We start from the raw sequence: 18,072 nt of genomic DNA on the forward strand, positions 1-18,072 counted from the left end.
ATTAAAAATGGATCTCTTGTTATGTTTAGGCAGTGAACTGATATAATTTCCGGTAACACCATCAATGTTTAGCTGAACGCTGTCCTCTGCTGGTATGCTATAAACCATTTTCTGTAATGTCAATGGACTCGAACTCCTAATATATCATAGGTGATCATGAAAATAAACGCTTATCCCCCTGTTCGAGAAAAGGAGCCAAATAGGACGATGACAAGATAATATTAAGGACGTACCGATATCAACAAAAAAATACAAGGGTCGCGATTAAATCGCAACCCTTGTATTAAGAAAAAGCTTCCATTCTTATGATTTACTCTTCACCCGAACCGGCGGAAGCAGTTTATTCATATTCACCGTACGTTTGATCTCCCAAGTTTCCGGCTGATCATGTTCATACTGTTCCAAATAGGCGATGACTTCCTTGGTAATTGGAGTCGGTGTTGATGCCCCTGATGTAACAGCCACTTTGCCTACGCCTTCAAGCCATTCGCGTTTAAGCTCTGTCACATCGCCAATGCGGTGAGCCGGAACGCCAGCTATCTCTTCGGATACCTGTGCAAGACGGTTCGAGTTATTACTGCGCGGATCCCCGACCACGATGACCAAATCTGCCTGGCCCGCTTGCTCGGCTACCGCTTCCTGCCGCACTTGCGTTGCAAGGCAAATTTCATTATGAATCTCCGCTCCAGGGAATTTATCAAGCAGGCTCTTCATGATATGCTTGATGTCCCATTGACTCATCGTTGTCTGGTTCGTAATGATGATTCGTGATGAATTTACCTGAAGCTGTTCAATTTCTTCTTCCTTCTCGATCAGATGCACGTGATCCGGTGCGATCCCAATCGCGCCTTCCGGCTCGGGATGCCCCTTCTTCCCGATATAAATGATCTCATACCCGTCCGCTACCTTTTCCCGGATCAAATCATGGGTTTTCGTAACATCAGGACAAGTGGCGTCGAGCGTGGTTAACCCTTTATCTCTCGCAAGCTTGCGTACTTCGGGAGAGACCCCATGTGCGGTAAAAATAACGGTGCCGCTCTCCACCTGACTCAGGATTTCCATCCGATTCGGACCGTCCAGCGTAATGATGCCTTCATCCTCAAAGGATTGCGTGACATGACTGTTATGCACGATCATGCCCAATATATAAATAGGCCGAGGAAGATCCAGATTCTGGGCCGCCTGACGTGCCAAGACCATAGCGTCCACGACACCGTAACAGTAACCTCTCGGTGATATTTTCAAGACTTCGATGATCCTCACCTGCTTTCCGTTGTAATACGTAAAGTATCTAGTCTATTATAACCTATTCCAGAGGAGGAGCAAAGACGACGGGCAGCCAGACGATAAAGGTGCTGCCTTCCCCTCTTCGGGTTACAACCTCGACAGAGCCCTTGTGCTCATCAATAATCCATTTGGCTATGGATAAGCCAAGGCCGGTCCCGCTCGTCACGCCTCTGGACTGGTCCGCTCGATAGAAACGCTCGAATATAAACGGAACCTCATCCTTATCCATACCGATCCCCGTATCCGAAATTCGCAAACCGACCTGGCCCTTGTACAGGACGACATCCAGGCTAACTTCACCCTCCGGCGTATACTTGAACGCATTCTCGATAAAGATGAACAGCATCTGCTGTAAGTAGTCCTTATTACCTTCTACATAAACACCGTTCAGGACAGACAGCTCTCCGACATGCCACTCAGCGGTTTTCTCCAGGAAATGAGCGCGTCGTGCGACCTCTTCAACCAAAGGCTGCAGAGGGACCGGATCCAGTTCAAAGGTCTGGCCAGTATCGGCCCGTGCCAGAGACAGCATATCGTTCACCAGTCTGCTCATCCGTTTCGCTTCATCAGATATATCTCCCACCGCTTCGACCGAGATTTGCTTAATCGTTTCTTCGTCCATATTCGCTCTCTCGCCAGGGGCTTCCGTCCACATCTTCTGGAGAAGATCCACATTCCCCCGGATGGTGGTCAGCGGCGTTCGGAGTTCATGGGAAGCATCCGATACAAATCGGCGCTGCGCCGCATAGGCATCTTCAAGCTCTTTGTAAAAGCCCTCCGTCCTCTCAAGCATTCCGTTAAACGTGCCGATCAACTGACCAATCTCATCCTCCGGACCATCGTATTCGATACGTACGCTGAGGTCGGTCCCCTTCTGGATTTGCTCCGCTGCCTCCGTTACCTTGCCGATTGGTTTCATGGATTTGCGGGCGAGGAACAAGCCCAGCGTGGAAGCAATGACAAGTGTTGCTGCGGATCCCATGATGAGGATGGATTGGAGTCGATCTAAGGTTTCCTCAATTGTGCGTGTGTTCGCCCCGACTTGTAGCCATCCGTAAAGTTTATTCGTCCTTTCTTCAAACACGGGTGCCTCAAATATCAGGAATGAATTACCCTTTACCGTAAACCGCTTAAATTCGTTTTTCGTAGTATTTAAGGCTCTTTCAACGGTTGGATTCTCAAATCTCAAGCCGCTAAACTCCATATTTCCTGATCTCCAAACAGCTCCATTATAAAACGTATACAGCTGTACGTATAAATCAGCTGCTTCCATATTTATAGCGGAAGAACGGTCAGGCAGTAACGATACTGCACCAGACGTCACACCAATTTTATTGACTTCCTGCACAATCCGCTGTTTTAACTCCTCATACGTATACAAATGGACAAAGCCATACACTGCCGAGCTGAAAATCAGCAGTGTCACAAACAAAATGCCGGTATACCATGCTGTCAGTCTTAACCGAATGGACATGCTAGTTATCTCCTCTTAAAATATAGCCGGCTCCGCGGATCGTCTGGATCAGCCGTTTACCTCCATGTTCCTCGGTCTTCTGCCGGAGCATGGCGATATAAACCTCCAGCACGTTGGACTCCCCGCTGTAATCATAGCCCCATATTTTATCCATTATTAAATCGCGGGACAGCACCCGCTTCGGATTTTGCATAAACAGGTGCAGGAGCTCAAATTCCTTGGCGGTTAGCTCCAGTCGCTGCCCGCTGCGAATAACTTCCCTTGCATCGGTATCCATCACAAGATCCTCGTAGGTCAGTCGGTGGTTAGAGCTATCGTCCCCGGTTTTACGGCGCAGCAAAGCCCGTACGCGGGCAAGCAGCTCCTCCAGCGCGAAAGGTTTGACCAGATAATCATCTGCTCCGGTATCCAGTCCCTTCACCCGATTCTCCACTTCATCCTTCGCGGTCAGCATCAGCACCGGTGTCGTGCTTCCGCCTTCCCGGAGTCTGCGCAACGCTTCAAATCCATCGACTTGAGGCATCATCACATCCAGAACGACAACGTCCGGGTCCTCACTCAATATCACCTTCAAACCTTCCGCTCCGTTGGATGCGGTTAGGACGTCATAGCCCTCAAACGCAAGTCCCCTGCGCAGCATGGAAATAATCTTCTCATCATCATCTACAATTAATATCCGGGATCGCATAGCGGCATCTCCTCTATCTTCTAGCGTTTAATTTAGTTCGACGTTACAATCCCATTATATCGGTCGCCTCAAGGACAAGACAAGCGGAAGGGAACGGTCCCTTCCGCTTGTTGTCACACCTATCCAGGGTTACGGTTGCTGTTGTTGCTGCTGTTGGGATAGATCAAACTTATTACGGTCCCCAATCGTCAGCGGCAAATCAATATTCTTACCGTTACGAACCACATTCAGTGTGATTTTGTCTCCAACCTTCTTCGATTGTATGAACTCAGTCAGATCCTTCGAGGTCGGATATTTTGTTCCGTCCACGCCCACAATGATGTCATATTGACGCAGGTCCGCTTCATAAGCCGGCGAACGGAATACAACGCTGTCAACATAAGAACCTTCCTTCACGTCGGTACCCAAGGACTGGGCAATTTGCGGAGTGACCGTTCCCAGGCTTGCCCCGATAAACGGAACCGGCTCTTTCGGAACTTCCTCATTATTCTTCAGGTATTCCACAACTTCCTTGATCGTGCTGGACGGAATTGCAAATCCGATCCCTTGCGCTTCCGCGCTGACGGCTACGTTCATCCCGATAACCTCACCCTTCAGATTGAGAAGCGGTCCCCCGGAGTTACCCGGATTAATCGAGGCATCGGTTTGCAGAAGATGCTCGTAATTACGATCATCCTCACCATTAGTGCCTTGAATATCAATCTCGCGTTCCTTCGAGCTAAGTACGCCTGCGGTTACCGTATGCTCAAAACCATGCGGGTTACCGATGGCAACAAGCCATTCACCGACCTTCAGCGAATTGGAGTCACCCAGCTGCACCGTCGGGAAATCGGCCCCTTCGATTTTTAGCACGGCCAAGTCGAGCTCATAGCTGGAACCGAGCAGCTTCGCTTCATAAGGCTTTTTGGTACCCTGTACCGTTACTTGGATCACATCTGAGCCATGGATCACATGCTCATTCGTCAAAATGTATCCGGACTTCTCAAAAATGAAACCCGAGCCGATGCCGGAAGGCTGAAGCTGGGATTCCTGACCTCCGTTGTTGCTGCTTCCACCGTTTCCACTGTTTCCGCCATTTCCTTCCTGGCTCGATTGGCCGCCGCCGAAGAAGTACCAGAACGGATCATTCATATTCGGATTCGTGCTCTGGCGATTGCTGCTGTTTACAAGCGTCTCGATCAGTACAACGGCAGGACTCGCCTGATCTACGACTGCCGATACATCTCCTTGGCCCGAAGGAATAATGCTCGATGCCGTAGTAGCTCCGCCGTTATCATCGACTTTGGCTGAAGTTTCTTGAGCTGGCTCTGATGAGTACGCCGCATCAGGTGTAAACAGATTCGTGCGGTCAGCGGCAAACATCAGGCTCGAAATGACAAGGACACCTGCCATGAAGGACAACAGCACCGTCTTCACGGAATTTTTAGGCTTCTGGCTGTAGTTCCATTCTTTATTTCTTTGCATCGAATCCATAGACCCGCCGCCCCCCTGGCTTCCGGAGGAATGTGACTGCGAGAAACCAGAGGATGGAATCGGTTTGACAGGCTGCGGAGCGGTAACTTCTACTTCCTTCGATTCCCGGCTCTGGTATGGCCGCTCTGGCTGCTGATCATCACGTTCGCTGGGTATGGACTGAAACGGTCCGTAAGAATAATAATAAGACGAATTCTTCGTGGATGCTTCCTCACGTCTCGGTGCTTCATTGTTATTCGACTCGTTGTTCATTCCCTCATCATCCGGATACCCGTAGCGCTTTCTTTGGTCGTCCATAGGTCTACCTCCTATTTAAAATCACTTGCTTCCAAGTGGTTTAATTGATTAACTGTTCTTATTGTGTACTATAAACCTTAATAGTACCTTAAAAACAATTAAAAGGCAGATAAAAAGAAAGCTAAGGCCGCGTCAAAGGAATCTAATCCGAGTGAAGTCGCTACATTTTGACCCATCCCTTACGGTGGGCATAAATCGCCAATTGCGTGCGGTCTTCCAGCTCACACTTCATCAGCAGATTGCTGACATGGGTTTTGACCGTTTTAATGCTGATATGCAGCTCTTCGCCGATATCTTTGTTGCTCTTGCCTTCGGCAATGAGCAGCAAAACTTCCTTCTCGCGCTCGGTAAGCCCGGAATCATCGCCGTTCACCATATGTCGGCGGATCCCGCGGGTGAGTGCTTCCGACACGTCTTTGGTCATGACCGGCATACCCCTGAACGCTCCCTGAAGAGCGTAAATGAGCTCGTCGGCCGAAACAGTCTTCAGTACATAACTAACAGCCCCCGCTTCAATGCACTCAACCACAAGCTCGTCTTCGAGAAAGCTGGTCAGAATCACGATCTTCTGGTCCGGAAACTCGGACATGACCGCACGTGTGGTCTCTGCCCCGTTCATCACCGGCATCATCAGATCCATAAGAATGAGATCAGGCCGGTCTGCCTCATCCCCATTTCTTAACATATCAACGACCTCTTGGCCGTTTGCGGCCTCTCCGATCACTTCAAATCCCGGGTCCAGTGACAAATACGTTTTTAATCCCATCCGAACCATATCATGATCATCCGCCAGCAATATCCGAATCGTTCCCATAATGATGTTGTCCCCTCTCTATTCCACTGGCTCAGCCAGTACTTCCTGATCCTTGCTCTTTTCCGTAGTCGGTCCCTGATTACCCTCGGCCTCAAACAGCGGAATATTCACGCGAACTGTTGTCCCTGCACCCTTTTTACTTATAATATCGACCTGCCCACCAAGCTTTTCGGCTCGCTCACGCATCGTGGACAGCCCGTATGAACCCTGCTTGCCTGCCACCTCGTCAAACCCAATCCCATCGTCGCTAATGCTTAAAATAACGCGTTTCTGATCCTCACGAAGCGACATGCTGACGAGGCTTGCACCGGCATGTTTTACAATATTAGCTACTGCTTCCTGTATAATCAGGAACAGCTGATGCTCAATTGCATCCGACACTCCGCCGTAAAGTTCCACATCCTTCATGCCCTTTAGGCCATTTTGGCGACAGTAATCCGGGAACCACCGTTCGAGTGCCTCCTCTAGGGTTCTTCCTTCCAGTTCAACAGGCCGAAGCTGTGCAATTAGCGCACGCATCTGCTTCTGCGCCACGTGAGACATCTCAATCAACTGGCCAAGCACTTTATCGCCCTGCTCCGGGTTTCTCTTCAAAACCGCCGGGAGCGATGAAGCCGACATATGGATCGCGAACAGCTGCTGACTGACCGTATCATGCAGGTCCCTTGCCATCCGGCGTCGTTCCTCCAGCACCGCGGCTTCCGCAGCAATCTCTTTCTCAATGACATCCTGCTCACCCAGGCGCTGCAGCAGCTTCATCTTCTTCTCCAGCGCTTCTGTCATTCCGTTAAACTCATCGTAAACTCTGGCAAAAGAACCGTCTTCCATGGCTGGCAGTCGCACGTTCAGATTTCCTTTGGCAACCTGCAGCATGTTCAGATGAAGCAGGTCCAGCGGTCGCTGGATGCGCTGTCCCGCAATGTATCCCGCAATCCCCGTAAACAGAAGTACACCGACTGTGTAATACACCCACAGCCGGTTATCTTCAATATGTATGTAGCCGGATTGATTTGCTGTATACAGGAAAACAGCAACCCCGGCTCCAATCAACAGAAAGTAAAACAGTATCACCCATTTGGTATTTTTCAATATTCCCATCATAACGGTTATCCTACCCTATTCACTTTGACATCACCGATAAATACGCTAACGGTGATTCGAATTTTCTTACCTGCTTCCCTATAATGCGGGCTTTCCAGACCGGCATTGCTCATAAAGCCGCTGCGGCTTTCCTCCAGCACCTTCATATCGCCGATGAAGGAGTTGGTCGTGACATGAATGCCGACATCCGAATCATTTGGAACGAATACTTTGACATCCCCGATAAACGCCGAGATGTTGATTTTCGTTTCACCGTAAGGGATTTGGGCTTTAGTCAGATCCAGCACCGTATCACCGATGAACTGCGAGATATTTGTCGGCTTCAGCTGAAAATAATCTTTCCCCATATGCACGTCCCCGATAAAAGAGGACTTGTTCACCGCATCATGGCTGTGCCAAGATTGATGATGGTGGTGGTGGTGCTGTTCATCCTTATAATCCGATCCGTCGCTGTAGCTTTTGCCGTTATCGTCAAAATCAACATGAACTCTGAACCGGCTGCGATCTTGACGGTCCTGGCGCTGGCGTTCATGATGCTGTCCCTGCCAGCGGTACCCCTTGCCCGGCTCATGAAAATCCGGTGATTCTAGTTCAGGATCGGGCAGGATATTTCCAGTCTTGTCAGCCTTGTCTGGCTTGCCAAATCTCCGTTCGAATTCTTCATCCAGGGAAGAATCAAGCGGACGCGCTTCAGGCGGATCGGGAATGTTGTAATCGTCGCGCTGATGCGAGCTGAAGTCATCCGGACTTGGCGGTGATGGCGGCGGCGTATGAGGTTTCGGTTTAAAAATAACCTGCAATCCAAACCCAATCAGGATAATCGGAATCGCATACTTGATCAGATCGCCGAATGAGAAGTCAATCAAATCCAGGTTTCTTCCAAGAAAGTACGATCCGATTATGATTGGCACAACGGAGCCCCATAGTGCTCCTCCACGTGCATAAATTAAGCTTTGCAGGCCGAACCAGATGATGAACACCGGCCAAAAGGTCGAGAATATATAACCAAGATCCGCATGTATCATATCGAGCTGATTTAGAAGAAACACCACACCAATACCGATGAGCAGCAAACCGTTGCTAAGCTGGCTCCATCCTTTTCTACTCATGGTCATCCCCTTGCCTTCCAGTTCTATTTTTTTCTTAACTATAGTGTACAACATATTGCATTGAACAGGTTAGCGGCGGTGGAATGAAGTTGATCTCAGTCTTGGGACTGAGTCCATGGATAAAAATGGAAATTAAACCATAATAAAAGACCCCCGCTAAAGCGGAGGTCTTATTTGGCACGAACGGGCGCTGACATCTACGCCTTAACGGTTTGCAGAATGGTCCCCTGGTGTGTTCAGTTCGCCAAACTCAGCGTCAAACTTCTCGTTCGGTTTTTTGTAGTTCTCCTGAACCTTGGAATTCCCTTTTGGATTGCTGGCTATGCTGGTATCTTCAGCAAACTCAGCGTTAAACTTTTCATTCGGTGTTTTAAAGTTTTCTTGTACCTTGTTCTTTTTAGCCACAGTATTCACCTCCCTGTTCATATGCAATACCATCATCCTCTTCAGGGGTTTAGCCCCCGAAAAGTAGTATGTGATGAACAGGTTGGCATTATTCTTAAATGTTTACTGCCAATCTACACGCCAAAATCATCCTAAATGGCTTCCTCCAAAACAGATGAAGGCAGGAAACGATAGGTTTCAATCGCGTTATCCAGGGTTCTCAGCATTTCTTCCGTGCATTTGCCGCTTCCGGTTTTAATAACCTGTACCTCGACGTCCTTCTTCCCCCACTCCTTAAACACTTGTTTGGTTGTGGAGAAGTAAAGATCGATTTTTTGCCCTTTGATCGCAGAACCGATATCCGCTACGATTCCATAACCATAGCCCGGTATATAGAGAATACTGCCAAGCGGGAATACATTCGGATCCGCGGCAATCGTAGATACCATATTTCGGTCCCGCTTAACCTTCACCCCGGAGTAGGTGATTCCATATTGAGGATGTCCCGGCTTCTTTCCGGTCGATTCATAACCTGCCGTATACCCTGTAGCGGTTACCTTCACCGTATGCAGCACCTGGTCCTCCCTCGGCGCAAGCACAGGCATGGATTCGCGTTTCTTCCCAGGCTTTCTGGCCTTAGGCCCCGTATTCGGAACTTCCAAGTATCTATTCATATCGCTAAAACCTGCTACACGAAGCGCATAGAAGCGAGACATTTCCACGTAATCGGAGCCTTGAATTTCCCCGGCCGGATCATACACATTTCTGAAGTCTGTTGAATCATAGGATTCGCTTAGAATCAGATTGTATGCTTCTACCATTGAAGAACCTGCACTAAACAAGACGGCTGATAAAATAAAACCAGCAAAAAACCTCTGCCACTTTTTCCATTGGATCATGTGAATACCTCCCCCTTACTAGCGAGGGTTCCCACTTCCCGAATAGAATATACGTGATGGCAGAGGTTTGCATGTCCCTTCGTTACTTAAGCTTTATAGCTAAACTTAAACGACGTGGGTGTTAATTTCTTCACGAAGCTTGAGGATGATCTCGTCCAGCGGCTGGGCACCGATGTCCCCTTCGCCGCGTTTGCGAACGGAAACCGCACCCGCGTTTTTCTCGTTCTCGCCAACGATGAACATGTAAGGAATCTTCTCGAGCTGGGCTTCCCGAATCTTGTAGCCCATCTTCTCGTTGCGAAGATCCGACTCGACAGAGATACCGGCGAATTGAAGCTTCTCGGCCACTTCCTTGGCATAGTCTTCAAAGGCATTGGAAACCGGAATGACTTTAACCTGTACCGGTGACAGCCACAGCGGCAGCGCACCTGCAAAATTCTCAAGCAAGAAAGCAGTAAAGCGCTCCATCGTGCCCAGAATACCGCGGTGGATAACGACCGGACGATGCTTCTGGCCATCGTCGCCGACGTATTCCAGCTCAAAGCGCTCAGGCAGCAGGAAGTCGAGCTGAACGGTTGACAGCGTCTCTTCCTTGCCTAGAGCCGTACGAATCTGAACGTCGAGCTTCGGACCGTAGAAGGCAGCTTCGCCTTCGGCCTCATAGAACGGCATGTCCAGGCTCTCGACGACTTCGCGCAGCATACGCTGGGACATTTCCCACATTTCATCGTTCTGGAAGTACTTCTCGGTATCCTGCGGACCCCGGTAAGAAAGGCGGAAGCGATAGTCATGGATGCCAAAGTCCTTGTAGACGGTCATGATTAGCTGAATAACTCGTGCAAACTCTTCCTTAATCTGATCCGGACGGCAGAAAATATGCGAGTCGTTCAACGTCATTGCGCGCACGCGATGCAAGCCAGTCAGTGCACCGGACATTTCATAACGGTGCTGCATGCCAAGCTCAGCAATACGGATCGGCAGATCCCGGTAGCTGTGCATATCGCTCTTATATACCATCATATGGTGAGGACAGTTCATCGGACGAAGGACAAGCTCCTCGTTGTCCATCTCCATTTTCGGAAACATATCTTCCTGATAGTGCTCCCAGTGACCGGACGTTTTGTACAGCTCCACGTTTCCGAGGACAGGCGTGTACACGTGCTGGTAACCAAGGCGCTCCTCCATGTCCACGATATAACGCTCTAGGGTACGGCGCAATTTCGCGCCGTTTGGCAGCCAGATCGGCAGGCCTTGTCCAACGAGCTGCGAGAACGTAAACATTTGCAATTCCTTGCCCAGCTTACGATGATCGCGCTTCTTGGCTTCCTCAAGCAGGTGAAGATGCTCATCGAGCTGCGCTTTTTTCACGAACGCCGTACCGTAAACGCGCTGAAGCATTTTGTTCTTGCTGTCGCCGCGCCAGTATGCGCCTGCCACATTCATAAGTTTGAACACTTTGATCTTGCCGGTTGAAGGGACGTGCGGTCCACGACAGAGATCAAAGAATTCGCCTTGCTCATAGATCGTGATAACGCTATCCTCAGGCAGGGCATTGATTAGTTCCAGCTTGTACGGATCCCCAAGCTCGCCAAAGATGCGCAGTGCTTCCGCACGGCTCACTTCCTTGCGGACAATCGGAAGATTCTCGCCGATAATGCGTTCCATTTCCTTCTCGATCTTCTGCAGGTCCTCCGGATTCAAAGGCTCTTCCAGATCCATATCATAGTAGAAGCCGTCCTCAATGACCGGACCCACGCCCAGCTTTACTTCTTTCGCTCCATACAAACGTTTGGTTGCCTGAGCCAGCAAATGCGCTGTACTGTGGCGCATCACTTCAAGCCCTTCAGGCGTATCCTGGGTTACGATCTCGATCAAAGCTCCGTCCTGAAGCGGTGTCGAGAGATCCACAACAATCCCGTCCATTTTTCCCGCGACCGCATTCTTTCTAAGTCCGCTGCTGATCGACGCAGCCACATCCTCAATACTGCTGCCCGCCTCATACTCCCGTACGGAGCCGTCAGGCAATTTAATGCTAATAGCCACCTTGTATTCCTCCCAAGAAAAAAGAATTTCACGTTTCTTCCATATATGAAGGACGCGTTAGTCTCCCCGCGAACTCCAGGCATGGACCGCTCGGTACCGCCTGGACTTCAACGAAAGATACCGGAACATGCAAAAAACACCCGTCCCGCGAAGGGACGAGTGTTATACCCGTGGTTCCACCCTAATTCGATCTCTCCCTCAGCTTATGTACCGGGTACATAATTGATTAAGATCCTTCATCAGCATTGAGTAACGGTCATGAACCGGTGAAGCCTACTCATCCGCATTCATCATGATGTGCGGGTTCGACGACACAGCTACAAAGGGGTAAATCAATGGCGAACCGGAGGAAATTGCAGCCGAGGTTCCTCTCTCTGAGCGGTCAAATCCGGATTGATTCATGTCTTTGTCAGAGCTTTTACGTGAATTTATCAGTAATTATAATCCTCACCGCTTCGGTGCGTCAAGTCATCATTCGTCCGCTTCCGAGAAGCGCACTGCATTCCGGACAACTGCAACATACTTCGGCGCGGTTATCAAAGATGTGGGCCAATGTCACAATGACGGGAAGCTCAGGCTGTCTCGTGTGGATAATCATGCGGGCCGGAGATACCGAAATCAGCGTACTGACCACCATATCTTCAATCTCCATATCCTGGTCCAGCCTTTCCATAACGAGTCCTTCATCTCGAGGACGTTCAATCGGGCGAAGATTGCCATCCAGCAGCAGAAAATCTTCCTCCCCCTTATGAATGACGTGTACCAGCGGCATTTTGGGCTCCTGAAAATAAACAAAATATTTCAGCAGGCTGACGAACTCCTCGTACTGCTGATCAAGCATAAATTCATCCACTGCATACTCCGCCATCTCGCGGAGCTCCTGTTCGTAGGACTGAAGCCGGAAGGTCATAAATCCATCCAGGTTAAGCTCAGGTGCCTCGTTCAGGCACTGATATATGCCTTCAGACAGCTTGCGTCTGCGGCTCTGCCAGAAGTCCCCGGACGGGCCTTCCTCTTTTTGCAGGAGCATCAAAAACCACTGCAGAATCCGCCCTGCTTCTTCCTCATCATCAAACTCGAATTCCGAGAACATTAACCGTGCAGCAATCTCCTGCTCCTTCGCTTCCAAAATATAAGCAGTGACTGCTTCGGCAGTGAGCCGGCGCAGCGTGTCGGCCGATGCGGTCCATGAGGACAGCGGAAGCTTGCCGGAGCACGTCCAAATCACGCGGTCATCCGAAGCGCTGAACGTGAATTTCAGCTGCTTGCATTGTTTATGTAGCTCTTTCTGCTTGTGTGACAATATACGGTGAAACGCCTTTTTCTCGTCTTCCGTCCGTGTACCGACAGAAATGCTGAACAGTTCCATGGAATCACTCCTTTCGAGTTCCCTTTTCAGTATATGGGGACCCGCTCGGGGATATACGGAACTCCTGCTTGGAAAAACAAGCAAGTCCGAAAGAATATTTAATAAATGGCGCGCTGCTCGGAAGGTTATACTTTCAGATAATAAAAAAAGCGGACCGAGTTGCTCGGCCCGCCTTGCGGATCTTCATGAAGTATAGGATTAGTTCTGCATGACGAAGTCACGCTCAACGGTGCTGTTATCTTCGAACACGCGCAGAATATCATACCGTGTGTTGCGTTGAGCCGGAATGTTGCCGGTCTCGCGGATCAATTGAATAATCGATTCAATATTGACCTTATACACGGCTCCTGCGGAAGAAACCACGTTCTCCTCCATCATCGTGCTGCCAAAGTCATTACAGCCGTAGCTGAGTGACAGCTTGCCGATCTCAGGTCCCATCGTTACCCAGGACGACTGCAAATTTGGAACGTTATCGATTGCCAAGCGACCGATGGCTACCGTCTTCAAGTACGCCTCCGGCGTTTCACGCTCACGCTTAAGGTTCGTGTTGTCCGGCTGGAACGTAAATGGAATGAAGGCCAGGAAGCCTTTGGAATCATAACCGTTCTGAATGCATTCATCCTGCGCATCACGCACGCGAAGCATATGTAGCGCACGCTCTTCCATCGTTTCGCCCAGGCCGATCACCATGGTAGCCGTCGTGTTCATGCCGACTTTATGGGCCGTTTGCATGACATCCATCCACTGGCGCCATGTGCCTTTCAGACGGCTGACTTTTTTGCGGATCCGATCATCCAAAATCTCTGCACCGCCACCAGGCAATGAGTCCAGACCCGCGCTGTGAAGCTCGCGCATCACCTCTTCGAGCGTAAGCCCGGAGATCTCCACCATCTTCATAATTTCCGCCGGGGAGAAGGAATGCATCGTAATGTTAGGAAACCGCTTCTTAATATTGCGAAGCAGATCCGTATAATAATTGAAAGGCAAATCCGGATTGACTCCGCCCTGCATCAGAATTTCAGTACCGTTCACATCCTCGGTTTCCTGAATCTTCTGGAAGATCGTCTCATCGGGCAGAACGTAGCCCTCAGAAGAGCCCGGTCGGCGATAAAAAGCACAGAAACGGCAGAATACATCACATATGTTCGTGTAATTGATATTCCGGCCGATAACAAATGTCGTGATAGGATCCGGATGCAGACGCTTTGTCATCACATCCGCCGCATGACCAATTTTCTCAATCTCATCACTTTCAAAAAGCGTCACGGTATCTTCGAGGTTTAAACGCTCACCGCGTAAAGCTTTATCCAATATACGGTTTACCGCACTCATTCTTGCAGCCTCCCTACTTAGAGCAAAATAACAAACACCAGTAAAACTTTTTCTATCTCATCCTACCACAATCCGGCATTAAAAACGACATCCCGTCCGTGACAGGATGCCGAATTCTATGATTTAGCAAATCTTCAAATGACGTCCCTAACTTCATGTTAATCTTTAGTAACCTGCAGCAAAAGCCCGATCCAGATCAGCAATCAGATCGTCCACATCCTCGAGTCCGACCGAGAAACGGAGCAAACCATCCGTAATTCCGCGTTCATGCCGAACCTTCTCGCCCATAGCTGCATGGGACATCATCGTCGGGTAAGACAAGATGCTCTCCACAGCTCCCAGGCTGACCGCTACCAGCGGCAGCTTCACATGGTTCAGCACCTGCTTGGCACGCTCGCCTGAGCCGACGTCAAAGGAGATGACCGCGCCATAACCGCTTGATTGCTTCTCATGGACCTCACGTCCCGGATGATTCAAGAGACCAGGGTAGTACACTTGCTCAATATCGCTTCTTCCTTGCAGCCAGGCTGCCAGCTTGGCTGCACTTTGCTCGGAGTGGGCCATACGTGTGCTGAGCGTCTTCATGCCGCGCATAAGGAGCCAGGAATCCTGGACCCCAAGCACCGTGCCCAAACCATTTTGCAGCTGTTTCAATTGGTCTCCAAGCTCCTGGGTTCTGGCTACCGCGAGACCTGCCAGCACATCGCTGTGTCCGCCAAGGAATTTGGTCGCGCTGTGAATAACGATATCCACGCCGAATTCAATCGGGCGCTGGTAAAACGGCGTCATGAACGTATTATCCAGCAGGGTAAGCAGTCCATGCTCCTTCGCCCAATCCGTCACGGCACCAATGTCGGTAATTTTCAGAGTCGGGTTCGAAGGGGTCTCCATATAGACAGCTTTCGTATTCGGTTTGAGGGCAGCCTTCACCTGATCCAGATCGGTCATATCTACGAAGGTGCTCTCGATGCCCATACGACTTAAAATGCTGGTTAGCAGGCGGTAGGTTCCGCCGTACACATCCTCCGTCACGATCATATGATCGCCCGCGGAGAGCAGCATGAACGAGCTGGAGATCGCCGCCATACCGGAAGCATAAGCGAAACCGCGTACGCCTCCCTCCAAGAGGGCGATATATTCTTCCAGCGCCTGCCTCGTCGGATTGCCGGAACGACTGTAATCGTGCAGCGGCGGGTTAAAGATGTCCTCATGATGAAATGTCGAGGCTTGATAGATCGGAACGCTGGAAGCGCCGGTTGCCCGGTCGATTTCCCCGCCGAAATGCAATAGTTTCGTCTCGAAACGGAGTTCATCTTCTTCATGTCCCCGTTTTGCTGATAACTGCTTGGTTTGCGTTTCCAAGCCTGATGGACCTTTATCGATGCTCATTCTCCCGTGCTCCCTTCCACTTCGGCTATGGCTGCGCTCAGTGCAGCATCCAAATCCGCGATCAGATCATCCGCATGCTCGATGCCGACCGAGAACCGGAGCAAGCGGTCATCCACACCGATCGCTTCCCGAATCTCAAGCGGGATGTCCGCATGGGTCTGTACGGCAGGGTAGGTCATCAGAGATTCGACGCCCCCCAGGCTTTCTGCGAACGCAATCAGTTTAATGTGCCGCAGCACGGGCTCCACATAGCGGGCGTCTTTCACCTTGAAGGAGAAGATGCCGGTGTTGCCGCTGGATTGGCGATTCTGGATGTCATGTCCCGGATGATCCGGCAGGGCAGGATAATACACCTCGCCAATCGCTGGGTGAGTTGTCAAAAATGTTGCCACTGCGGTTGCATTCGCTTCGTGCCGATCCATGCGCAGGGCAAGCGTCTTCATTCCTCTCATCAGCTGATAGGAATCGGTCGGGCTTAACACCGCGCCGATGGAATTATGAAGGAAAGCCATCTCTTCCGATAGTTCCTTGCCCTTCGTTACGATGATACCCGCCAGCACATCGTTATGTCCTCCCAAATACTTGGTGGCGCTATGTATGACAATATCCGCCCCAAGCTCGATAGGTCTTTGGAAATACGGAGTCAAAAGCGTATTATCCACGATGCTGATCAGTTGATGGCGCCTTGCCCACGTACAGACGGCTTCGATATCCGTAATCATCATAAGCGGATTGGTCGGCGTTTCGATAAATACAGCCTTCGTGTTGGGCCTTCTTGCCCCTTCCAGCGCATCCAGGTCATTCGTATCCACGTACGTAGCCGTTACGCCGAACTTAGACATAATCCGCTCCAGCAGCCTGTACGTCCCTCCATACAGATCCAGCGATACAATCAGATGATCCCCTTGACCGAACAAAGCAAAAATCGTCTGAAGGGCAGCCATGCCCGAGCTGCAGGCAAAGCCGGCATCACCGGATTCCAGCTCGGCGCAGGCGTCCTCCAGTACCGAACGGGTGGGATTTTTCGTACGGGTGTAATCAAACCCTGTGCTCTGGCCTAATTTGGGATGGCGGTATGCCGTAGCCTGATAAATCGGAAAATTCACGGCTCCGGTTACCGGTTCTTGCACCGACCCGATCTGTGCCAGCCGGCTCTCTATATTCAAAGGTTTCTTCTCCATCACAAACTCTCCTCCCGTATACTTCTATATTTGCGGACCAATATCGTATGGCGTTTCCTGATATACATAGTAATTGAGCCAATTAGTAAATAATAAGTTTGCATGCGCTCGCCATATGGACGGAGGCGTCCTTGTTGGATCATCATTCGGGTAATAGTTGCGCGGCAGCGCGATATCCATTCCTTTGGCAGCGTCCCGGTCATACTCCCATTTCAGAGAGTCCGCATCATACTCGGAATGTCCTGTAGCAAATATCTGCTTGCCATCCCGGCTTGAAACTAAATAAATTCCTGCTTCCTCGGACTCGGACAGGATGACCAGATCGTCGATGCCTGTAATGTCTTCGCGCCGAACCTCCGTATGACGGGAGTGCGGAACAAAGAACATTTCGTCAAAGCCGCGGAGCAGCTTGGTACACGCTTCATTGATCGTATGTGGAAATACGCCAAAGCATTTTTCTTCGAGGCTGTATTTCGGCACGCCGTAATGATAATAAAGCCCGGCTTGCGAGGCCCAGCAAATATGGAGCGTGGAGGTCACATGCGTCTTGGTCCATTCAAAAATTTCAGTAAGCTCATTCCAGTAATTCACTTCTTCAAATTCCAACTGCTCGACTGGAGCTCCTGTAATGATCATGCCGTCAAAACGACGGTTCTTCACTTCTTCAAAGGTTTTGTAAAATGATTTCAGATGCTCAGCCGACGTATTCTTCGAAACGTGGGAACTCGGATGAAGAAGGACAACATCCACCTGGAGCGGGGAGTTACCGATCAATCGCAATAATTGGGTCTCCGTCGTTTCCTTGGTTGGCATCAAGTTCAGAATAGCAATCCGCAATGGACGGATATCCTGATGAAATGCGTGACTCTCATCCATGACAAAAATGTTTTCTCCAGCCAGAACTTCCTTTGCCGGCAAGGCATCCGGAATTTTAATCGGCATCGTGGCTCACTCCTTCGAAATATGAAATGATACATCCATAAAAAGCTGTGAGAAAGAGCGTTAGACTGTATAAACGCAAGAAAACCTTTCTCAAAGTAGAGAAAGGTCATCATATACGTATCACAATGCGCCTCTCTCATCTGTCAGACTATACAACGGCTTCTAAGAAGCGTCGTATCTCCTGCAAGAATTAGCACCGTGCGATGTTGTCGCCGGTTGCCGGGTTTCATAGGGCTAGTCCCTCCACCTGCTCTTGATAAGATTTCGCTTTATTCAGTTGTCTTAAATTG

Annotated in this window: 15 protein-coding genes and 1 riboswitch; all 15 genes read right to left on the reverse strand. The window is 50.0% G+C overall.

The window, feature by feature from the left end; genetic code table 11:
• Positions 1-303 precede the first annotated feature (303 nt).
• The 15 genes from ACOZB4_RS07975 to metA all read right to left on the reverse strand — a co-directional run bounded on the left by ACOZB4_RS07975 (position 304) and on the right by metA (position 17,782).
• Positions 304-1,254 (reverse strand): 4-hydroxy-3-methylbut-2-enyl diphosphate reductase, encoded by a 951-nt coding sequence (locus ACOZB4_RS07975; protein WP_339293559.1) that lies wholly within the window; start codon positions 1,252-1,254, stop codon positions 304-306.
• A gap of 52 nt (positions 1,255-1,306) precedes the next feature.
• Complete coding sequence (locus ACOZB4_RS07980) at positions 1,307-2,761, reverse strand: sensor histidine kinase (RefSeq protein WP_379407562.1); 1,455 nt, start codon at positions 2,759-2,761, stop codon at positions 1,307-1,309.
• A 1-nt stretch (position 2,762) separates the two neighbouring features.
• A complete protein-coding gene (locus tag ACOZB4_RS07985) occupies positions 2,763-3,449 on the reverse strand; it encodes a response regulator transcription factor (RefSeq protein ID WP_213643504.1) in 687 nt (228 codons plus the stop codon).
• A gap of 129 nt (positions 3,450-3,578) precedes the next feature.
• Positions 3,579-5,219 (reverse strand): S1C family serine protease, encoded by a 1,641-nt coding sequence (locus ACOZB4_RS07990; protein ID WP_379407557.1) that lies wholly within the window; start codon positions 5,217-5,219, stop codon positions 3,579-3,581.
• Between the two features lie 160 nt (positions 5,220-5,379).
• A complete protein-coding gene (locus ACOZB4_RS07995) occupies positions 5,380-6,033 on the reverse strand; it encodes a response regulator (RefSeq protein WP_076324472.1) in 654 nt (217 codons plus the stop codon).
• Between the two features lie 18 nt (positions 6,034-6,051).
• Positions 6,052-7,134: a sensor histidine kinase gene (locus tag ACOZB4_RS08000; protein WP_379407553.1), complete on the reverse strand. Its 1,083-nt coding sequence runs from the start codon at positions 7,132-7,134 to the stop codon at positions 6,052-6,054.
• A 5-nt stretch (positions 7,135-7,139) separates the two neighbouring features.
• Positions 7,140-8,249: a cell wall-active antibiotics response protein LiaF gene (liaF, locus tag ACOZB4_RS08005; RefSeq protein ID WP_379407551.1), complete on the reverse strand. Its 1,110-nt coding sequence runs from the start codon at positions 8,247-8,249 to the stop codon at positions 7,140-7,142.
• Between the two features lie 198 nt (positions 8,250-8,447).
• Positions 8,448-8,648: a hypothetical protein gene (locus ACOZB4_RS08010; protein ID WP_071222739.1), complete on the reverse strand. Its 201-nt coding sequence runs from the start codon at positions 8,646-8,648 to the stop codon at positions 8,448-8,450.
• A 131-nt stretch (positions 8,649-8,779) separates the two neighbouring features.
• Positions 8,780-9,526, reverse strand: a complete 747-nt coding sequence (locus tag ACOZB4_RS08015; protein ID WP_379407545.1) for a 3D domain-containing protein — start codon at positions 9,524-9,526, stop codon at positions 8,780-8,782.
• Positions 9,527-9,631: 105 nt separating this feature from the next.
• Positions 9,632-11,569 (reverse strand): threonine--tRNA ligase, encoded by a 1,938-nt coding sequence (gene thrS / locus ACOZB4_RS08020; RefSeq protein ID WP_379407543.1) that lies wholly within the window; start codon positions 11,567-11,569, stop codon positions 9,632-9,634.
• Between the two features lie 463 nt (positions 11,570-12,032).
• Positions 12,033-12,938: a putative sporulation protein YtxC gene (locus tag ACOZB4_RS08025; protein ID WP_339267475.1), complete on the reverse strand. Its 906-nt coding sequence runs from the start codon at positions 12,936-12,938 to the stop codon at positions 12,033-12,035.
• Between the two features lie 198 nt (positions 12,939-13,136).
• Positions 13,137-14,270 carry a cyclic dehypoxanthinyl futalosine synthase gene (mqnC, locus tag ACOZB4_RS08030; protein WP_015737124.1) on the reverse strand — a complete coding sequence of 378 codons (1,134 nt, stop codon included), beginning with the start codon at positions 14,268-14,270 and terminating at the stop codon, positions 13,137-13,139.
• A gap of 165 nt (positions 14,271-14,435) precedes the next feature.
• Positions 14,436-15,659, reverse strand: a complete 1,224-nt coding sequence (locus tag ACOZB4_RS08035) for an aminotransferase class I/II-fold pyridoxal phosphate-dependent enzyme (RefSeq protein ID WP_379407536.1) — start codon at positions 15,657-15,659, stop codon at positions 14,436-14,438.
• Entirely contained in the window at positions 15,656-16,840 is a 1,185-nt protein-coding gene (locus tag ACOZB4_RS08040; protein WP_379407532.1) for a PLP-dependent transferase, read from the reverse strand. Before ACOZB4_RS08040 ends, ACOZB4_RS08035 begins: the two co-directional genes overlap by 4 nt.
• A gap of 24 nt (positions 16,841-16,864) precedes the next feature.
• Entirely contained in the window at positions 16,865-17,782 is a 918-nt protein-coding gene (metA, locus tag ACOZB4_RS08045; RefSeq protein ID WP_098748553.1) for a homoserine O-acetyltransferase MetA, read from the reverse strand.
• Positions 17,783-17,915: 133 nt separating this feature from the next.
• Positions 17,916-18,045, reverse strand: a riboswitch (SAM riboswitch).
• Between the last annotated feature and the right edge of the window lie 27 nt (positions 18,046-18,072).

The organism is Paenibacillus sp. NPDC058898, from assembly GCF_049316025.1.
Lineage (GTDB): Bacteria > Bacillota > Bacilli > Paenibacillales > Paenibacillaceae > Paenibacillus_AQ.